The organism is Nocardia sp. NPDC004568, assembly GCF_040609955.1.
GTDB lineage: Bacteria > Actinomycetota > Actinomycetes > Mycobacteriales > Mycobacteriaceae > Nocardia.
The window spans coordinates 87268-102118 of record NZ_JBEXLL010000014.1; the positions used below are offsets into that span (position 1 = coordinate 87268).

Below are 14851 nucleotides of genomic sequence, written 5' to 3' on the forward strand. Positions count from 1 at the left end.
GCACGGCGCGGTAGCTTTGCGCCATGGACGCGCTCCCCGGTCTGGACTATCCGCTGCTGCTGGCCGATTTCCAGGGCGAGTTCCTGGCGTCGATACCGGACGCCGATCCGGCGGCGCGGATCCCGCACTGCGGTGACTGGACGGTGCGCGAACTCGTGGAGCATCTGGCTTTCGTCCATCACTGGGCCGCCGCCAACGCCCGCGCGGAGAAGGCCGGGCCGCTCGGGGAGGGCCCCTTCGACCTCGCCGCCCATTACGCCGCCTGCGCGACCGAACTCCGTGAGACCCTGGCGGCCCTGGCCCCGCGGGCCCAGGGCCGGATCCTGGCGCACCCCGGGCCCACCGCACCGGGACCCGCGTCGTTCTGGCGTCGCCGGCAGGTGCACGAAACGCTGATCCACGGGCACGATCTGCGGGCGGCCATCGCGGGGAAGGCGGCCCGCGGCCTGATCCGGGCCGTACCCGCGGTGTGGGCGGATACGGTCGACGAGGTGGTGGGGTTGTTCTATCCGCGACAGGTGGGGATGGGCAGGCTGGAACCGCTCGAGGCGTCACTGCGGTTGGTGGCCACCGACCTCGGTGAGCCGGCCGAGTGGGTGCTCGGCGGATCGGAGTCCACGGCCGGCACCGTCTCGGGGCCGGCCGAAGGTCTGGCGCTGCTGCTGTGGGGCCGGGCGAGCACGGACGAAGCGGGCGTCGGCATCTCGGGCGACACCGAGCGCGTCGAGGAGATCCTGAGCCGGCCGATCGTGCCCTGACAGCCGGGCCGTGCCGCCGCGGTGGGTCGCGCCGGGGTGTGGGCGATCGGCCGGTGCTGATCTCGGGTACCTCGGCCGCCCGGCCCGCGGTATGGCAGGTGACGAACCGGGCGCCGGTGCGTGCGGTCTCTCCGCACGGGGCTATGCCAGCTCGGCGAGACTGCGGGACCAGCGGCCCAGCTGCGCGGAATCGACCGGCTCGATTTCCGTATCCTGCCGGGTCGCCGCGAGCACCTCGTGGCCGAGCCGCCGGATGCGCTGATGCCGGGTCCAGTGCGCCCGCGCCCATTCCGGCTCGTTGTGGGCGGCGTCGATCGCGCCCAGGGTGGAACCCATCAGTTCGAATTCCAGCTCCCGCCGCAGCGCGGAAACCCCCGGTACCGTTTCGCGCGGCGAAGACGGACGTGTGCCGTGCGGTGGACCGGTCGGCGTCGGCGCGGTGTGCTGCGGAGCTGTTGCGCCGAGTTCCGCCTCCGGCGGTGTGCTGGCCCGCGGAGCCGGGGGTGGGAGCTGCGGGTCCGGCCGGGCCGGGCGCTCCTGATCCGGTCCGGCGACATCGTGCGGGTCCGGCGGGGTGCCTGCCCGGTGCGGTGGTGCCGGAGGTGCGGAGTGCGCTCGACCCTCGCGCCGGGCCCGGCCCGGGGACAGGCGATGCAGGAGGTGACCGATGACCTCGAGCACCCGCTGATCGTTGCGCAGCAGGACTCGCCGGTGGGCCCGCCGGTCGACGGCCCACAGCGCGGCCAGCCCGATCACCACGCCGATCACGCTCTCGAGCAAGCGGTCACGCAGTACCGGCAAGATATCGCCGTACTGTCCGCCCCCGCCCATCAGCAATGCCAGCGGCGTGATGAAGACGACCGCGAGCCCGTAGTTCCGGGCGACGAACATCTCGATCGCGAACTGCAGGGCCATCAGGATCAGCACCAGCGCCCAGTTCCTGGGCTCCAGTGCGTAGAGCGCGGCGAACAGCACCAGCCCCAGCGCGGTACCGCCGATCCGATGCATCCCGCGGTAGGTGCCGCGCACCCGGTCCGGGCCCTGGTGCAGAAGTACCGTGACGGTGAGGACCGCCCAGTCCGGCCGTCCGAGATCCAGCGCGACAGTCGAACAGCCGGCCAGTAGCGCGGCGACCCCGATCCGGTTCGCCGAGACCATCGCGTGGCTGTCCGGCGAGAGGGATCGCAGCAGCCGGTAGCGCAGCGACGGTCGCGGCGTGGGCGCGGGACGTCCGGTGTCGAAGAGCAGAGCCGATTCGTCGTCGGTGCCACTGTTGCGGCGCAGGGCGCGGGCGAAGGTGCGCTGCGCGCCGGTCAGCGTGGCGGCGAGACCGTCGGCGCGGCGGGCGTCGTCGAGCAGTGCCCACGCCGTCTGCACCTTCATCACGGTCGCGTAGCGCGCGTCCACCAGGTCCGGGTCCCCCGGGGGCAGGGCGGCGTAGTCGTCCACCGCGGCGATCGCGGCGCCCACCGCCCGTTCCTCCGGCGGGTGGGCCCGCGTCAGCGCCGCCGACATACCGACCAGCAGGGCACTGACCCCGCCGATGGCCGTCCACAGTGCCACCTCGCCGGGTGGGACGCCGTGCCCGGTGATCAGCGCCCCGACCCCGGCGGCCAGGACGAAGAAGAATCCACCGGGCGGCCCCAGCCGCAGCGCCGAATTGACGAAGGTGCTTGCCACCGCCACCGCCGACATCAGCAGGACCAGCACGAACTGCCACCAGTGGGTGCCACCCGCGTCGAGCCGCTGGTGGATCAGCTCCCCGGTCAGTCCGCCGGCGAACGCCGAGATCGTGAGCGAGAGTGCGGCCGCCCCGATGACCCGCCGGCGACGCCGGTAGACCTGGCCTTCCCCGAAGATCACCGCGAGCGCGCCGGTCGCGGCCATCAGGCCCTGCTGTTCGTGTCCCAATGCCACCGCGACCAACGCCGGCGCACCGAACGCCAGTGCCGCGCGCGCCGCCCCGGGAAGTCGCCGGCCGGCGGGCGGCAGACCGAACAGCACCGAGCGGGCCGGAGCCGGTGAGGGAAGCGTCGGACCGTCCGGGGCTACCATGCACCCTCTCCTCGTCCGGCCGTTCACTCCTCGCTGACGAAGCCCTGGCCGACCATCCAGTCGCGCGCCACTTCCGCGGGCTCACGGCCCTCGACATCGACTTGCCGGTTCAGTTCCGTGATCGACTCGTTGGTCAGCAGCCCGGAGATGGGTGCCATGACCTCGGCGATCCGCGGATGCGCCCGGGCGAAATCCGCACGCATCACCAGAGCGGCATTGTACTTGGGGAAGAAGGAGCGGTCGTCGCGCAGCAGGACCAGGTCGAGTCCGGGGATCCGACCGTCGGTGGCCGCGACGGACCCGAAGCCGCACTGCCTCGCGTCGGCCGTCGCCTGATAGACCACGGCGTCCTGGACGATCCGCTTGGGCACCTGTCCGCCGTCGATGCCGTAGGCGCGGTTCAGGCCGGGGAAGCCGTCCTGGCGCACATTGAATTCGGTCCCCACGCAGATACTCGCCGCGGCGGAGTCGGTGGCGGCCAGGCGGGCGTAGTCCGACAGCGTCCAGGTGCCGGTACGTTCGGCGGTGCGCCGCGCGGTCGCCAGCGCGTAGGTGTTGTTCATGGGTGCCATCGCCGTCCACACCATGTCGTGCGCGGCCAGATCCGCGTCGCGTACCGCCGCGAACTGGCCCTGTTCGTCCGGAATCGGTTTCTCGTTGCCGAGATAGTTGACCCAGCCGGTACCGGTGTAGTCGTAGGCGATATCGATCTGGCCGTTGACCTGAGCGTCCCGCAGACTGTTGGAGCCCTGGATATCGGTGAGATCCCGGACTTCGGCCCCGGCCGCGACCAGCGCGTATTCGATGATGTAGCCGAGGATGTTCTGTTCGGTGAAATCCTTGGAGCCCACCGTGACGGTGACCCCGGCCAGTTCCGGCACCGGGCGGATACTGCCGGGCCCGACCGGTAACGGCACCGCGCTCCCGGCCTGCAGGCCGCATCCGGCCAGCAGCAGCACCGCCGCCAGGAGCAGCAGCCGTGACGATCGGACGGCTCTCATCGCAACCCCCGGGGCCCGAGGAACCGTTCCGCCACCGCGCCCAGCCAGTCCACCAGCAGGGCCAGCGCCACCGCCAGGACCGCGCCGACCACCAGCGTGACGTTATCGCGCAGTTTGTAGCCGGTATCGATCAGAACCCCCAACCCGCCCGCGCTGACCAGGAACGACAGCGTGGCGGTGCCCACCGCCAGCACCAGTGAGGTGCGCAGCCCGGCCAGGATGTAGGGGACGGCGAGCGGGAACTCGATCCGGCGCAGCACTGTCGCCGCCGACATGCCCTGTCCGCGTCCGGCGTCCACCAGCAATGGATCGACTTCCTGATAGCCCAGGATCGTGTTGCGCAGGACCGGCAGCAGCGAATAGAACGCGATCGGCGCCACTCCGATCCAGAATCCGGTGGTCCGGGTGAGGAGGTAGAACAGCACGATCAGCCCGATCGCTGGCGCCGAGGCGCCGATATTGGCGATACCAACGACGACCGGGGCCAACCGGCGGTACCCGGGTCTGGTGAGCAGGGTGCCCAGTGGGACCGCGACCGCGACCACCAGCAGCACCACCGTGGCGGTGATCAGGATGTGCTGCCAGGTGACGGTGGCGATATTGCCGGCGTCGAGGCTCGCCTGCTGGGTGACGGTCAGGTCGCGCCGGAACGCCCACACCAGAACCCCCGCGGCGAGCGACAGGACGAGCACCGGCTGGACCAGCAACCGGAGCCGCTCGGCGCGCCCGCGAGCCGAACGCCGCCCCGGTGCCGCGGGCGCCACCGGGGTGGTCATGCCGGCACATCCGTCGCTGTGCCGGTGCCGGTGCCGGGTCCGGTCCGCAGGCCGGCCAGGTGGCCGACCAGCGTGTCGATCGTGACCAGTCCCGCGTACTTTCCGTCCGGCCCGGTGACCACCGCGGTCGCGTTCCGGTCACCGAGGAGCGCCGCCAGACCCTCCTGGAGAGTCGATTCGGCGGGCAGGGTCTCGGCCGCGGTACCGACCTTGCCGACCGAGTCGGCGTGCGCGAGGTCGGCGGCGGTGACCCAGCGCAGCGGCCGCCCCACGGTGTCGAGCACCAGGGCGCGGGCCCCGGCCCCGATCGCCGCCCGCGCCACCGCCACCGGAGCGTCCTCGGTGACCGTGGCGCATTCCCCGAGCGGAACCTCCCGGATGCGGGTGAGAGTCAGTTGTTTGAGCGCGGCATCGGAGCCGGCGAATCCGGCGACCGTCTCGTCGGCCGGGTCGGCCAGGATCGCGGCCGGCCGGTCGTACTGCAGGATCCGGGAGCGGTCACCCAGGACCGCGATCCGGTCACCGATTTTCACCGCCTCGTTGAAATCATGGGTGACGAAGACGATCGTCTTGCCCAGTTCGGCCTGTAATCGGAGTAGTTCGTCCTGGAGCAGGCCGCGGGTGATCGGGTCCACGGCGCCGAAGGGCTCGTCCATCAGCAGGATCGGCGGGTCGGCGGCCAGCGCTCGCGCCACCCCCACCCGCTGCTGCTGCCCCCCGGACAGCTGGCGCGGATACCGGCGCCGGTAGGTCCCGGGATCCAGCCCGACCAGTTCCAGCATCTCGTCGGTGCGGGCGGCGATCCGCTGACGATCCCAGCCGATGAGCCCCGGGACGGTGGCGATGTTCCGCGCGACGGTCATATGCGGGAACAGCCCCGCCTGCTGGATGGAGTATCCGATACCGCGGCGCAACCGGTCGGGGTCGATCCCGGCGGCGTCGCGGCCGTCGATGGTCACCGTGCCGGAGGTGGGCTCGATCAGCCGGTTGATCATCCGCATGGTGGTGGTCTTACCGCAGCCCGACGGTCCGACCAGGACCACGATCTCACCGGCCGGGATGGTCATCGAGACCGCGTCCACGGCCGGCACCTGTTGTCCCGGATAGTGTTTGGTGACGGAGTCGAGCACGATCTCGACCCCGGACACCGCCGCCGCGGCGGCGGTGCGGGCCGTCGAATCAGTCACGGATTCCCCTCGAAATGGTGAAACGTCCGACGAGTACGAAGATCCCGTCGAGAACCAGGGCGAGTGCCACGATCAGCACGGTGCCCGTCAGTGCCTGCGGCACCGCGTTGGGGCTGCCGAGCCGGGCCAGCCCGGAGAAGATCAGATTCCCCAGCCCCGGACCCTTCGCGTAGGCGGCCAGCGCCAGAATGCCCATGATCAACTGAGTACTCACCCGCATCCCGGTCAGGATCGACGGCCAGGCCAGCGGCAATTCGATCGCGGCGAGCACCCGCAACCGGTTCATCCCCACCCCGCGCGCGGCATCCACCACCGCGGTATCCACCGCGGAGAGACCGACGAGAGTGTTGCGCAGGATCGGCAGCAGCGCGTAGAGCACCAGCGCGGTCACCGTCGGTGCTACACCCAGGCCCATCAGGGGAATGAGCAGCCCGAGCAAGGCGAAGGACGGCACCGTCAGAATCGTGCCGGCTGCGGCGGTCGCGGCTGCCGAGCCGAGCGGGCTGCGGTACACCGCGATACCCACGGCCACCGCCACCACCGTCGCGATGAGCAGGGACTGCACCACCGCCGAGACGTGCAGACAGGAGTCGACGAAGAGTTGGTGCCGTCGTTCCACGACGAAGCTCCACCACGTATCCAGGATCCGACCTCCCGTTCCGGCCTCCAGCGAGGCTATCGCGACCTCGCCGCGCCCGAACGGGTTTTCCCGGAGGACGTGCGACCGTCGAGCCGGCGATGCGGCGCGCGACTACCGCGGGCGACGGTTCGTACGACGACACACGACGAACGACCGGAACGCTGCCACGCCCGGATCAGTTGCGGGCGAGCGCGCGGTCGGTGAGCGCGCCGATGATCGGTGCGAGTGTTTCGGCGTACTCGACGGTGAGGTGATTGTCGTCGCGGAAGACCAGGTTGTCCCCGATGACAAGGGGACAGTCGGAGGGGGTGCAGAACAGCGAGGTCAGATCGGTGTACTGTCCGCCACCGCCGATGGTCGCCGCCCGCTCGGCCGCGATACCGGCATCATCGATCGCCTCCGGTCGTGCCGGGGCGCAGGCCGCGGAATCGTCGAGATGTGCGGACAGACATATCGGGACATCGGTATGCGGGTCCGGTATCGACCCGAGCACGAGCACGGCCGCGCCGGTTGCGCGCAGCCGGGCGACCAGGCGGTGCAGGCTGTCGATCCAGGCCGGGTCGTAGGAGACGAAGCCGAAGTCGGCACCATATCGCCGGGACATGCTCACCACGATCAACCGCGGTCGCTCGGCCTGCAGCCGGGCCACGATCTCGTCGCGCCACTGCGCGCATTCGGTGTACTCCCGGCCCAGGTAAGGACTGGTGATGGGCAGGTCCATCAGCGGGCAGGTGACCTTGGCCATGGTCTCCAGCCGCCAGTGTCGCGCCGCGGTGATCTGCTCGAACGCCGGCTGCCACATCGCGGCATGGGAATCGCCGACCAGGGCCACTGTGGTGGCCGAGCCCGGATCGCCGGAGGCGCACTCGGCCTGACCCACCTCTCGCCAGGACCGGACACAGCCGTTCACGAACACGTCCGCCTTGCTCCCGGCCGCGTCGGCGAGCGAGGGGGTGAGATTCGAAGGGACAGGACCGGTCGCGGCAGACGCGGCAATAGCGGCCTGCGCCTGGGCGACCTGCGCCCGGACCGCTGTCTCGCCGGGGTCCGCAGTCGGTGTGACCGGTGCGGCGGGTGCGGTGAGGGCAAGGGACGGGGCCGCCGTACCGCGGCCGGCCGGGACCGGCACGAATACGAGCAGTGCGAGCGCCACGCCGCCGGCGATCGCGGTGATCGCACCGCCACAGGCGAGGCTGCGCGCCGCCGAACCGCGGAGGGGAACGGCGAAACGAGCCGGATTCTCGACCAGCCACAGCGTGAGCATGGCGAGTCCACCCGCCAGCATGACCGCGCCCAGCGAACCACCGAGTCCGAGCGGATGGCCGACCACCCAGGGCGCGAGCAATAACACCGGCCAGTGCCACAGGTACCACGAGTAGGATCCGCGGCCGATCGCCCGTATCGGGCCGAGTGCCAGCCCGCGTCCGACACCGAACCGTGGACCGGCACAGCCGGAAACGATCACCAGCACGGTTCCCGCGACGGGCAGCAGTGCGGCGGTTCCGGGATATCGGGTGTGCTCGTCGAACCAGGTGCAGGCGACGGTGATCAGCAGCAACCCGGCCCAGCCGGCGACAGCGGCCGGAATTCTCGGCAGCCGGGACCACATCGCCGCCGACAGCGCGATCACGCCCCCGGCGGCCAACTCCCAGGCCCGGGTGGGCAGCGAGAAGAACGCCCACGAGGGGAGCGTGCCGGTCCACCTCAGTGCGGTCGCGAAGGAGAACGCGGCGACGATCAGGACAGCGATCAGATACGGCAGCGGTGCCGCCGCCCCGGTTCGGTGCCGACGCGCGCACCACGCCGTCGCGGCGATCAGCACAGGCCAGAGCAGATAGAACTGCTCTTCCACACCGAGCGACCAGAAGTGTTGGAACGGCGACGGAAGCATATCGCCGGCGAGATAGTCGGTGCCGCGCAGCGCAAACCGATAGTTCCCGGCGTACAGCGCGCCGGCGATCCCGTCGCCGAGCACCTGGCGGGCCTGTAGGGGCGGCAGTAGCACGGCGGTCGCAACCGCGGTGGCGACGAGGACGATACCCGCCGCCGGTAGCAGTCGCCGGGCCCGCGCGCCGTAGAACCGCGCCAGCCCGAGAGTGCCGGTGGTCGCCGTTTCTCGATAAAGGATCCCGGTGACGAGAAAACCGGAAATCACGAAAAAGACATCCACACCGACGAATCCACCGTCGAGGCCGGGCATGCCCGCGTGAAAAAGCACAACGGCCACCACGGCTACTGCTCTCAGTCCTTCGATATCGGGCCGGAAGTAACTCCGCGGCACCGAATTATTGCCCCGGTCCGCACGCCGATCATCCAATTCGCTGCCGACCGCCACGGTCATGGGCAGCATTGTTATCGGTCTCGGCGATGTTGTCACGACAACGCACCGCGTGCGGATATTCCTGTCCGGATTCTCCCCGCAACGCTCGACGCCATTCACGAACAAATAGACGATCGGGGGAGTGCCCGACCAACGGTTTATCCGATTCGGGTGTCGCTCGGCTACCGGTCGGGGTGATCCGGCCTTCGCTCGGCACCGCACAGAGGGCTGCGGATCGCGAGTGTTCCCGCCCCGGATCGCTGACCGGATCGTCGGTGGGAAAGGTGCCTGCCGCATGACACCCTATGCGGTGGCGAGGAAGAAAGCCGAGGCCTCGGCGGCGGAGCGGGTCCGGATGCCCGAGGAACGGACTGGTCCAGGACCGGCCCGACCCGCTCTCGCCTACCGCCGCGAGAGGGGTGGCAGCCGCCCGTCGGGACCGACGACCTGCCGCGCACGCTGATCACCGGATGCCGGACCGGTTCTCGAGCGGGCTCGGTCTCCGCTACCGGCCCGGCCACCTGGACAGGCCGCCGCGGCCGATCGCCGGGAATTCCGGGAGTAGACGGGCATTGTCGGGCCGAAAAACCGTGCGAAAATCGGAGAATTGTAGTCGAGTGAACGCGGCAAAATTCCGGAGTCCGGCGCGTAGAATTCAAGCGGGTCGGGACACTATCTGGAGCCCATCATGACTAGAAAGAATTCACACACGAAGTTCGCCCGGTTGGCGGCCGCCGCCGGTATAGCCGCAGTTGCCGCGATTCCGGTCGTCGCGGCCACACAGCAAGCGCCTACCGCGCAGGCATCCACGCCCACGTCTGCAACCCAAACCGTCGACAGCCCTGGCTGGGGTGGTGGCGGTTGGGGTGGTGGCGGCGGTTGGGGTAAAGGTGGCGTTTGGGATCGCGGCGATGGTTGGGGTCGCGGCGATGGTTGGGGCTGGGGTAATGGCGGCTGGGGTCGCGGCGGTTGGGGTTGGGGTAATGGTTGGGGTTGGGGAAATGGCTGGGGATGGAGTCCCGGCTGGGGCAATTGGTGGCCCGGCGGGGGTGGCTGGGGCAGTTTCTGACGCCGGTGACCGTGCCCGGCGACGCGCATCGTGCCGGGCACGGTGGCATCCGATACCGATCAGGTGAAGTGAGGTGCGACCAGCCGGACCGGAGCTGGTGACGAGATGAAGATCGTATGCGTCGGTGGCGGGCCGGCCGGGTTGTACTTTGCCATTTCGCTGAAGCGGCGCGACCCGGCCCACGACATCACGGTGATCGACCGCGATCCCCCCGGGGCCACCTACGGCTGGGGCGTCGTGTACTGGGACGACCTGCTCGACATCCTGTACGGAAACGACCCCGAGAGCGCCCGGGCGGTGCGCGCCGGGTCGGTGCTGTGGCGTGGACAGGCGATCCATGTGGGCGACCGGACCGCGCATTTCGGGGGTTACGGGTTCAGCATGGGGCGCGCGGCACTGCTCGACGTACTTTCCCGGCGGGCGACCGATCTGGGCGTCGATGTCCGGCACGGGCGAGAGGTCCACGATCTGTCCGGATTCGGCGACACCGATCTCATCGTCGCCGCCGACGGCGCGAACAGCCGGGTACGGCAGCTGGGCGATCATGGTTTCGGCACGTCCGTCGCACTCGGCGAGAATCGATATATCTGGCTCGGTACCGACCAGGTCTTCACCCGATTCACCTTCGCCTTCGAACACACCGCGGCCGGTTGGATCTGGTTCCACGCCTACCCGTCGGTGGCCGGGAAGATCAGCACCTGCATCGTCGAGTGCCAACCGCACACCTGGCATGAACTGGGATTCGATTCCCTGGGGGATCCGGAGAATCTGCGTGTGCTGGAGAACATCTTCACGCGCGTTCTCGGCGGTCACTCGTTGATCAGCAAGGCACGCGGCGAGTTCGCGAAGTGGGGCCGCTTTCCCGAGATCACCAATAAGACCTGGTATCACGACAACGTCGTGTTGCTCGGCGACGCGGCGCACACGACCCACTTCACCATCGGTTCCGGTACCCGGTTGGCGATCGTCGACGCCGTCGCGCTCGCACAGAATCTGTACGAGCATGCCGAGGTCGCCGACGCGCTGGAGAACTACGACGCCCAGCGCCGCGCCGCGCTGCGCCCGATCCAGGCCGCCGCCCGTGCCAGCATGGTCTGGTTCGAACACGCCGACCGGTATCTCGACCGGAGCGCCGTACAGTTCGCCTATGCGATGGCGGCTCGGCACGGGCCGCAGGTGCCGTGGCGATATCAGGCGCACCTGCTCACACAGGTACCCGCCGTGCGCAAGGTCCGGCGTGTCATGGACTCCGGGCACCGGTGGTGGCGGGCCGCCCGGCGGGGGGAACTCGCCGTGGCACCACCCGCGCCGCGACCCCCACCCGAGCCGGTCCCGACCGATCAATCGTGTTCCGATCCCCGGCGCGGCAACTCACCACCTTCCTGAGCACCGGAGCCACTACACCGGGCCGAGACGAATTCACCACCGGTGGACCGATGCGCTTCGGCTCATTTGCCACCTGTGCGGATCGGAAGGGACGATCACCCGATGAGCCGTCCTGTCACCGCCGAGATTCCGATCGGTCCAGTGGATGTGCCCGAGGTGGTCGAGTCGCTGGCCGGCGCCGACACGATAACCCCCGTGTGGCGTAATGAGCTCGGAGGTCTGACGTTCCGTCTCGAGGGTGAGGTGGTCAGGTATGCCAAGTGGGTTGCCGCGGGCACACCGGAGATCGATCTGCGCGGCGAGGCGGAGCGGCTGGGCTGGGCGCAGCGGTGGGTGACCGTTCCCCGGGTCCTCGAGCTCGGCGCCGACGACGAGGGCGCGTGGCTGGTCACGGCGGAAGTCGCCGGACGTTCCGCGGTGGAGCCTCGGTGGGTCGCGGAACCGGCGACGGCGGCGGCCGCGATCGGGGCGGGGTTGCGTCGGCTGCACGACCGCCTACCCGTCGACCGATGCCCGTTCGAGTGGAGCATCGGATCACGGCTCGTGCGCGCCGATGAGCGTATCGCCGAAGGTCAGGGGCCCGCGGAATGGTCGCCCGAGTATCGGCATCTGAACGTAGTGGAAGCCCGGGCACGAATCGGCGATCCGCCCGGGATCGACCGGCTGGTCGTCTGTCACGGTGACGCGTGCGTTCCGAACACGTTGCTGCACGACGACGGCGGGTTCGCCGCGCATGTGGATCTCGGCTCGCTGGGGGTGGGCGACCGGTGGGCCGACCTCGCGGTCGCGGCATGGAGCACGGAGTGGAACTACGGTCCGGGATACGACGGGATCCTCTATGCGGCGTACGGGGTCGCGCCGGACCCCGAGCGTATCGATTACTACCGCCTGCTGTGGGATATGGCCTGAACATCCGTGCGTCGAGGCCCGTGAATCGCTACTCGCGCGGTCCGCTCCCGGCTCTTCCTCATCCCCAGGTGAGGGGGTCGAGGTGCAGGTAGAAGTCCAAGCGGTCACGGTCCAGGACGAGGCCGTACCCGGCCGCGAACAGTGTGTCCGCGGCCAACGCCCGCTCCTCGTCCTCCCAGGTCTCCCGCGCATTGGCGAGCAGGAGCGCCAGATCGGCATACCGATCGGCCGACCCGAGACGGCCCAGGTCGATGAAGCCGGACACCTCGAGCGTTTCCGGGTCCACGACGATGTTCGGCAGGCACAGGTCTCCGTGACAGACAACCGTGTCCACGGACTCCCGTGACCGCATCCGCGCGATCTCGGGTTCGAGGCGGGCCAGTAGCTCCTCGGGCGACGTGTGCTGCTGCTCGACGGGCAGGAACTCCGGGTTCACGGCATTCCGGCCGACCACATCACGCGCCACGGCGACCATCGTGTCCAGGCCGCGATCGAACGGGCACCGTTGTGCCGGTAGTCCGTGCAGCCCGCGCACCGCGCCGGCGATGTGTTCCCAGGCCGCGCGGAGCTCCGCAGCCGATAGCCGATCCGCCGAAACGCCGGGGACGGCACTGGTCACCAGCAGTGCTCCGGTCTCGCCGGAGTGCCAGTCGAGCAGCCGTGGGCCCGGCACGCCCTGGTCGGCCAGCCACGCCACCCGGTCGTGCTCTGCCTTCAGTGCGGCGGCCCCTGCCGCCGGAACGCATTTGGCGTATCGGGTGGCGTCCGCGTCGCGAAAGACGGTGGCGCCCGACTCGCCGGTGGTGACGGGGGACCAGTCTTCGCTGCGGTAGCCCGCACTCGCCAGTGTTGTCCGCACATCGTGGCCCTCACTCATTCCGGCCACTTTAACCAGCCCGCATCCACGTATCGCCGCCGCAGCCGCCATCGGCCGCGACCACGCGTTCCGCGCACCGGCCGACCTCACCGCTCTGACTGTACCGACCCTGGTGTTCCCGGGTATCGATCACCGGCATTCCACCCAATTCGCCGAGGAGATCGCCGGATTGCTCTCGAACGGCCGCCTGGCCGCGCGACGATCTCGGCCGAGAGAACGGTTCATATCGGCGAAAGCGACAAGTCGGCGTTTCTCACCGAGTGGGTGTGTCCACCGAACGCGCTTTCATACTGGCGCGCGGAAAATCCCGGATGTCACTCTGCTCGGTCGCTGTGCCGCCAGAAGGTGGGAAGCCACCAGTACAGCACGGTGGGGTCGGCAGGCCAGGGGGCGCGTCGTTTGTTGTCCCAGTTCTCGAAGTTGTCACGGGTGAGGTCGATGCGGCGCCAGGCATCATCGAGTGGTTCGTCGGTTGCGGGGAGCCGGATGAAGGAGCGGAGGCGTTCCTCGCAGGCACCGATGTCTTCGTAGTTGCGTTGAGCGTCGACCAACGAGACCGAGTTGGCTCCGCCGGCGAAAGTCGGCCATCGAAGCTGGATGAGATCGTCCTCCCAGAAACAGATGGGGCATATCTCGTAGGAGCCGGGCGCCTCGTCGAAGACTCGGTGACCACAGCAGGGACAGGGATAGTCGGAACTCACACGATCGGTCTCCGCGCCGTAGGGGAAAGCGCCATTTCCGGCATAGGCCCTCATTCGACGGAGAGTTACCCATCGGCGGACCCGTCGGGTTCGAGCGGCGGCCGGTGCCGCCGGCCCAGGCCGGGCAGCACGAAGCCGTAGTGCCCTTCGAGACCGAGGTTGGCGCGGATGAATGCCGGCAGCCGTGCCACGTCGTCGTGGAGCACTGGACAGCCCTGCTCGCGCAGGCTTGTGACGGCGTGGTCGAGGTAGACGGTTTCGCCGGCGGCAGTCCGCCGAACTGCCGGCCGGCGATGGCGAACGGGCCGTCGCGCCGCGGGGTGCCGCTCGAGTCGTGTACCTCGTAGTGCGTCCGCAGGGCGTGCCCGGCGGTGTCAGTCGTGCTTCGCCTCGTAGCGCAGCAGGACCGTGCCGCACGGGAAGGTGCGGTTCTCCAACAGTCGCAGCGATATCCATGACGGCAGTGGCGGGAAGAACGGTGTACCGCCGCCCACTGCGGTGGGCGCGACCACGATCCGGTACTCGTCCACCAGTCCGGCCCGCACGATCGGTGCGGCCAGCGTCGCGCCGGCCACCTCCAGCCTGCCGTCGGTTTCGGCTTTCAGTTTCGTCACCACCTCGACCGGGTCGCCGCGCTCCAGCCGGGAGTTCCAGTCGACCGACTCCAGGGTGCGTGAGAATACGACCTTGGGCATATCACGCCAGATGTGGGCGAAGTCCACGTTCCGGGGAGTGGCGTCCGGATCCTGGTCTGCGGTCGGCCAGTACGCCGACATCAGTTCGTAGAGCCGCCGACCGTAGAACGACAGGGCGGTCTCCCGCTCGAAGTCGTTCCAGTACCAGAGGAGCTCTTCGCTCGGGTCGGACCAGTCGAGATTGCCTTGCGCGTCGGCGATGTAGCCGTCCACCGAGACTGTGAAGCCATAGATGAGTTTGCCCATGGAGATCAGACTGCAACGGAGGGCAAAACTAATCGCGACGCCACACGAGATTTTGTCGGTTCCTTGTGGAGGGGTCGAGCGCCGGGGGCCTCCTCAATAGTGACGCGTCGACCGGTTGTTCTATGAGTTTGCTTCTCTAAGTGGGCGTCCGGGAACTCGGTCATGCTCGGGCGAGTCGGCGTGACATGGTCATGATGGTGGCGATATAGACCATGGCCTCGTGGTGGTCGG

13 protein-coding genes are annotated in these 14851 nt (G+C 69.2%); 3 read left to right on the forward strand and 10 right to left on the reverse strand.

All coding sequences use genetic code 11. From position 1 onward, the window contains the following. Nucleotides 1–23 precede the first annotated feature (23 nt). Nucleotides 24–758, forward strand: coding sequence for a maleylpyruvate isomerase family mycothiol-dependent enzyme (locus ABZV91_RS09950; RefSeq protein ID WP_355238211.1), 735 nt, complete (start codon nt 24–26; stop codon nt 756–758). Between the two features lie 141 nt (nt 759–899). Here the strand turns inward: ABZV91_RS09950 and ABZV91_RS09955 are convergent, their stop codons facing one another. The 6 genes from ABZV91_RS09955 to ABZV91_RS09980 all read right to left on the reverse strand — a co-directional run bounded on the left by ABZV91_RS09955 (nt 900) and on the right by ABZV91_RS09980 (nt 8758). Next, entirely contained in the window at nt 900–2813 is a 1914-nt protein-coding gene (locus ABZV91_RS09955) for an FUSC family protein (RefSeq protein WP_355238214.1), read from the reverse strand. 23 nt (nt 2814–2836) lie between these two features. Then, nucleotides 2837–3814, reverse strand: a complete 978-nt coding sequence (locus tag ABZV91_RS09960; protein ID WP_355238217.1) for a glycine betaine ABC transporter substrate-binding protein — start codon at nt 3812–3814, stop codon at nt 2837–2839. Next, nucleotides 3811–4590 carry an ABC transporter permease gene (locus ABZV91_RS09965; RefSeq protein WP_355238220.1) on the reverse strand — a complete coding sequence of 260 codons (780 nt, stop codon included), beginning with the start codon at nt 4588–4590 and terminating at the stop codon, nt 3811–3813. Before ABZV91_RS09965 ends, ABZV91_RS09960 begins: the two co-directional genes overlap by 4 nt. Further along, nucleotides 4587–5777 (reverse strand): ATP-binding cassette domain-containing protein, encoded by a 1191-nt coding sequence (locus ABZV91_RS09970; RefSeq protein ID WP_355238223.1) that lies wholly within the window; start codon nt 5775–5777, stop codon nt 4587–4589. The genes ABZV91_RS09965 and ABZV91_RS09970 overlap by 4 nt, the downstream gene beginning before the upstream one ends. Beyond that, a complete protein-coding gene (locus tag ABZV91_RS09975) occupies nt 5770–6420 on the reverse strand; it encodes an ABC transporter permease (RefSeq protein ID WP_355238260.1) in 651 nt (216 codons plus the stop codon). The genes ABZV91_RS09970 and ABZV91_RS09975 overlap by 8 nt, the downstream gene beginning before the upstream one ends. 172 nt (nt 6421–6592) lie before the next feature. After that, complete coding sequence (locus ABZV91_RS09980; protein ID WP_355238226.1) at nt 6593–8758, reverse strand: acyltransferase family protein; 2166 nt, start codon at nt 8756–8758, stop codon at nt 6593–6595. Nucleotides 8759–9911: 1153 nt separating this feature from the next. Between ABZV91_RS09980 and ABZV91_RS09985 the strand changes: the two genes are divergently transcribed. Then, nucleotides 9912–11192: an FAD-dependent monooxygenase gene (locus ABZV91_RS09985; RefSeq protein WP_355238229.1), complete on the forward strand. Its 1281-nt coding sequence runs from the start codon at nt 9912–9914 to the stop codon at nt 11190–11192. A gap of 102 nt (nt 11193–11294) precedes the next feature. Continuing rightward, entirely contained in the window at nt 11295–12101 is an 807-nt protein-coding gene (locus ABZV91_RS09990) for an aminoglycoside 3'-phosphotransferase (protein ID WP_355238232.1), read from the forward strand. Nucleotides 12102–12159: 58 nt separating this feature from the next. Here ABZV91_RS09990 and ABZV91_RS09995 read toward each other — a convergent pair whose 3' ends face one another. The 4 genes from ABZV91_RS09995 to ABZV91_RS10010 all read right to left on the reverse strand — a co-directional run bounded on the left by ABZV91_RS09995 (nt 12160) and on the right by ABZV91_RS10010 (nt 14620). Then, on the reverse strand, nt 12160–12978 hold the full coding sequence (locus tag ABZV91_RS09995) for an APH(3'') family aminoglycoside O-phosphotransferase (RefSeq protein ID WP_355238235.1): 819 nt from the start codon (nt 12976–12978) through the stop codon (nt 12160–12162). A 314-nt stretch (nt 12979–13292) separates the two neighbouring features. Continuing rightward, entirely contained in the window at nt 13293–13679 is a 387-nt protein-coding gene (locus tag ABZV91_RS10000) for a CPCC family cysteine-rich protein (protein ID WP_355238238.1), read from the reverse strand. A gap of 65 nt (nt 13680–13744) precedes the next feature. Then, a complete protein-coding gene (locus ABZV91_RS10005) occupies nt 13745–13885 on the reverse strand; it encodes a hypothetical protein (RefSeq protein ID WP_355238241.1) in 141 nt (46 codons plus the stop codon). Nucleotides 13886–14053: 168 nt separating this feature from the next. Further along, nucleotides 14054–14620 carry a dihydrofolate reductase family protein gene (locus tag ABZV91_RS10010; RefSeq protein ID WP_355238244.1) on the reverse strand — a complete coding sequence of 189 codons (567 nt, stop codon included), beginning with the start codon at nt 14618–14620 and terminating at the stop codon, nt 14054–14056. Nucleotides 14621–14851: the final 231 nt, after the last annotated feature.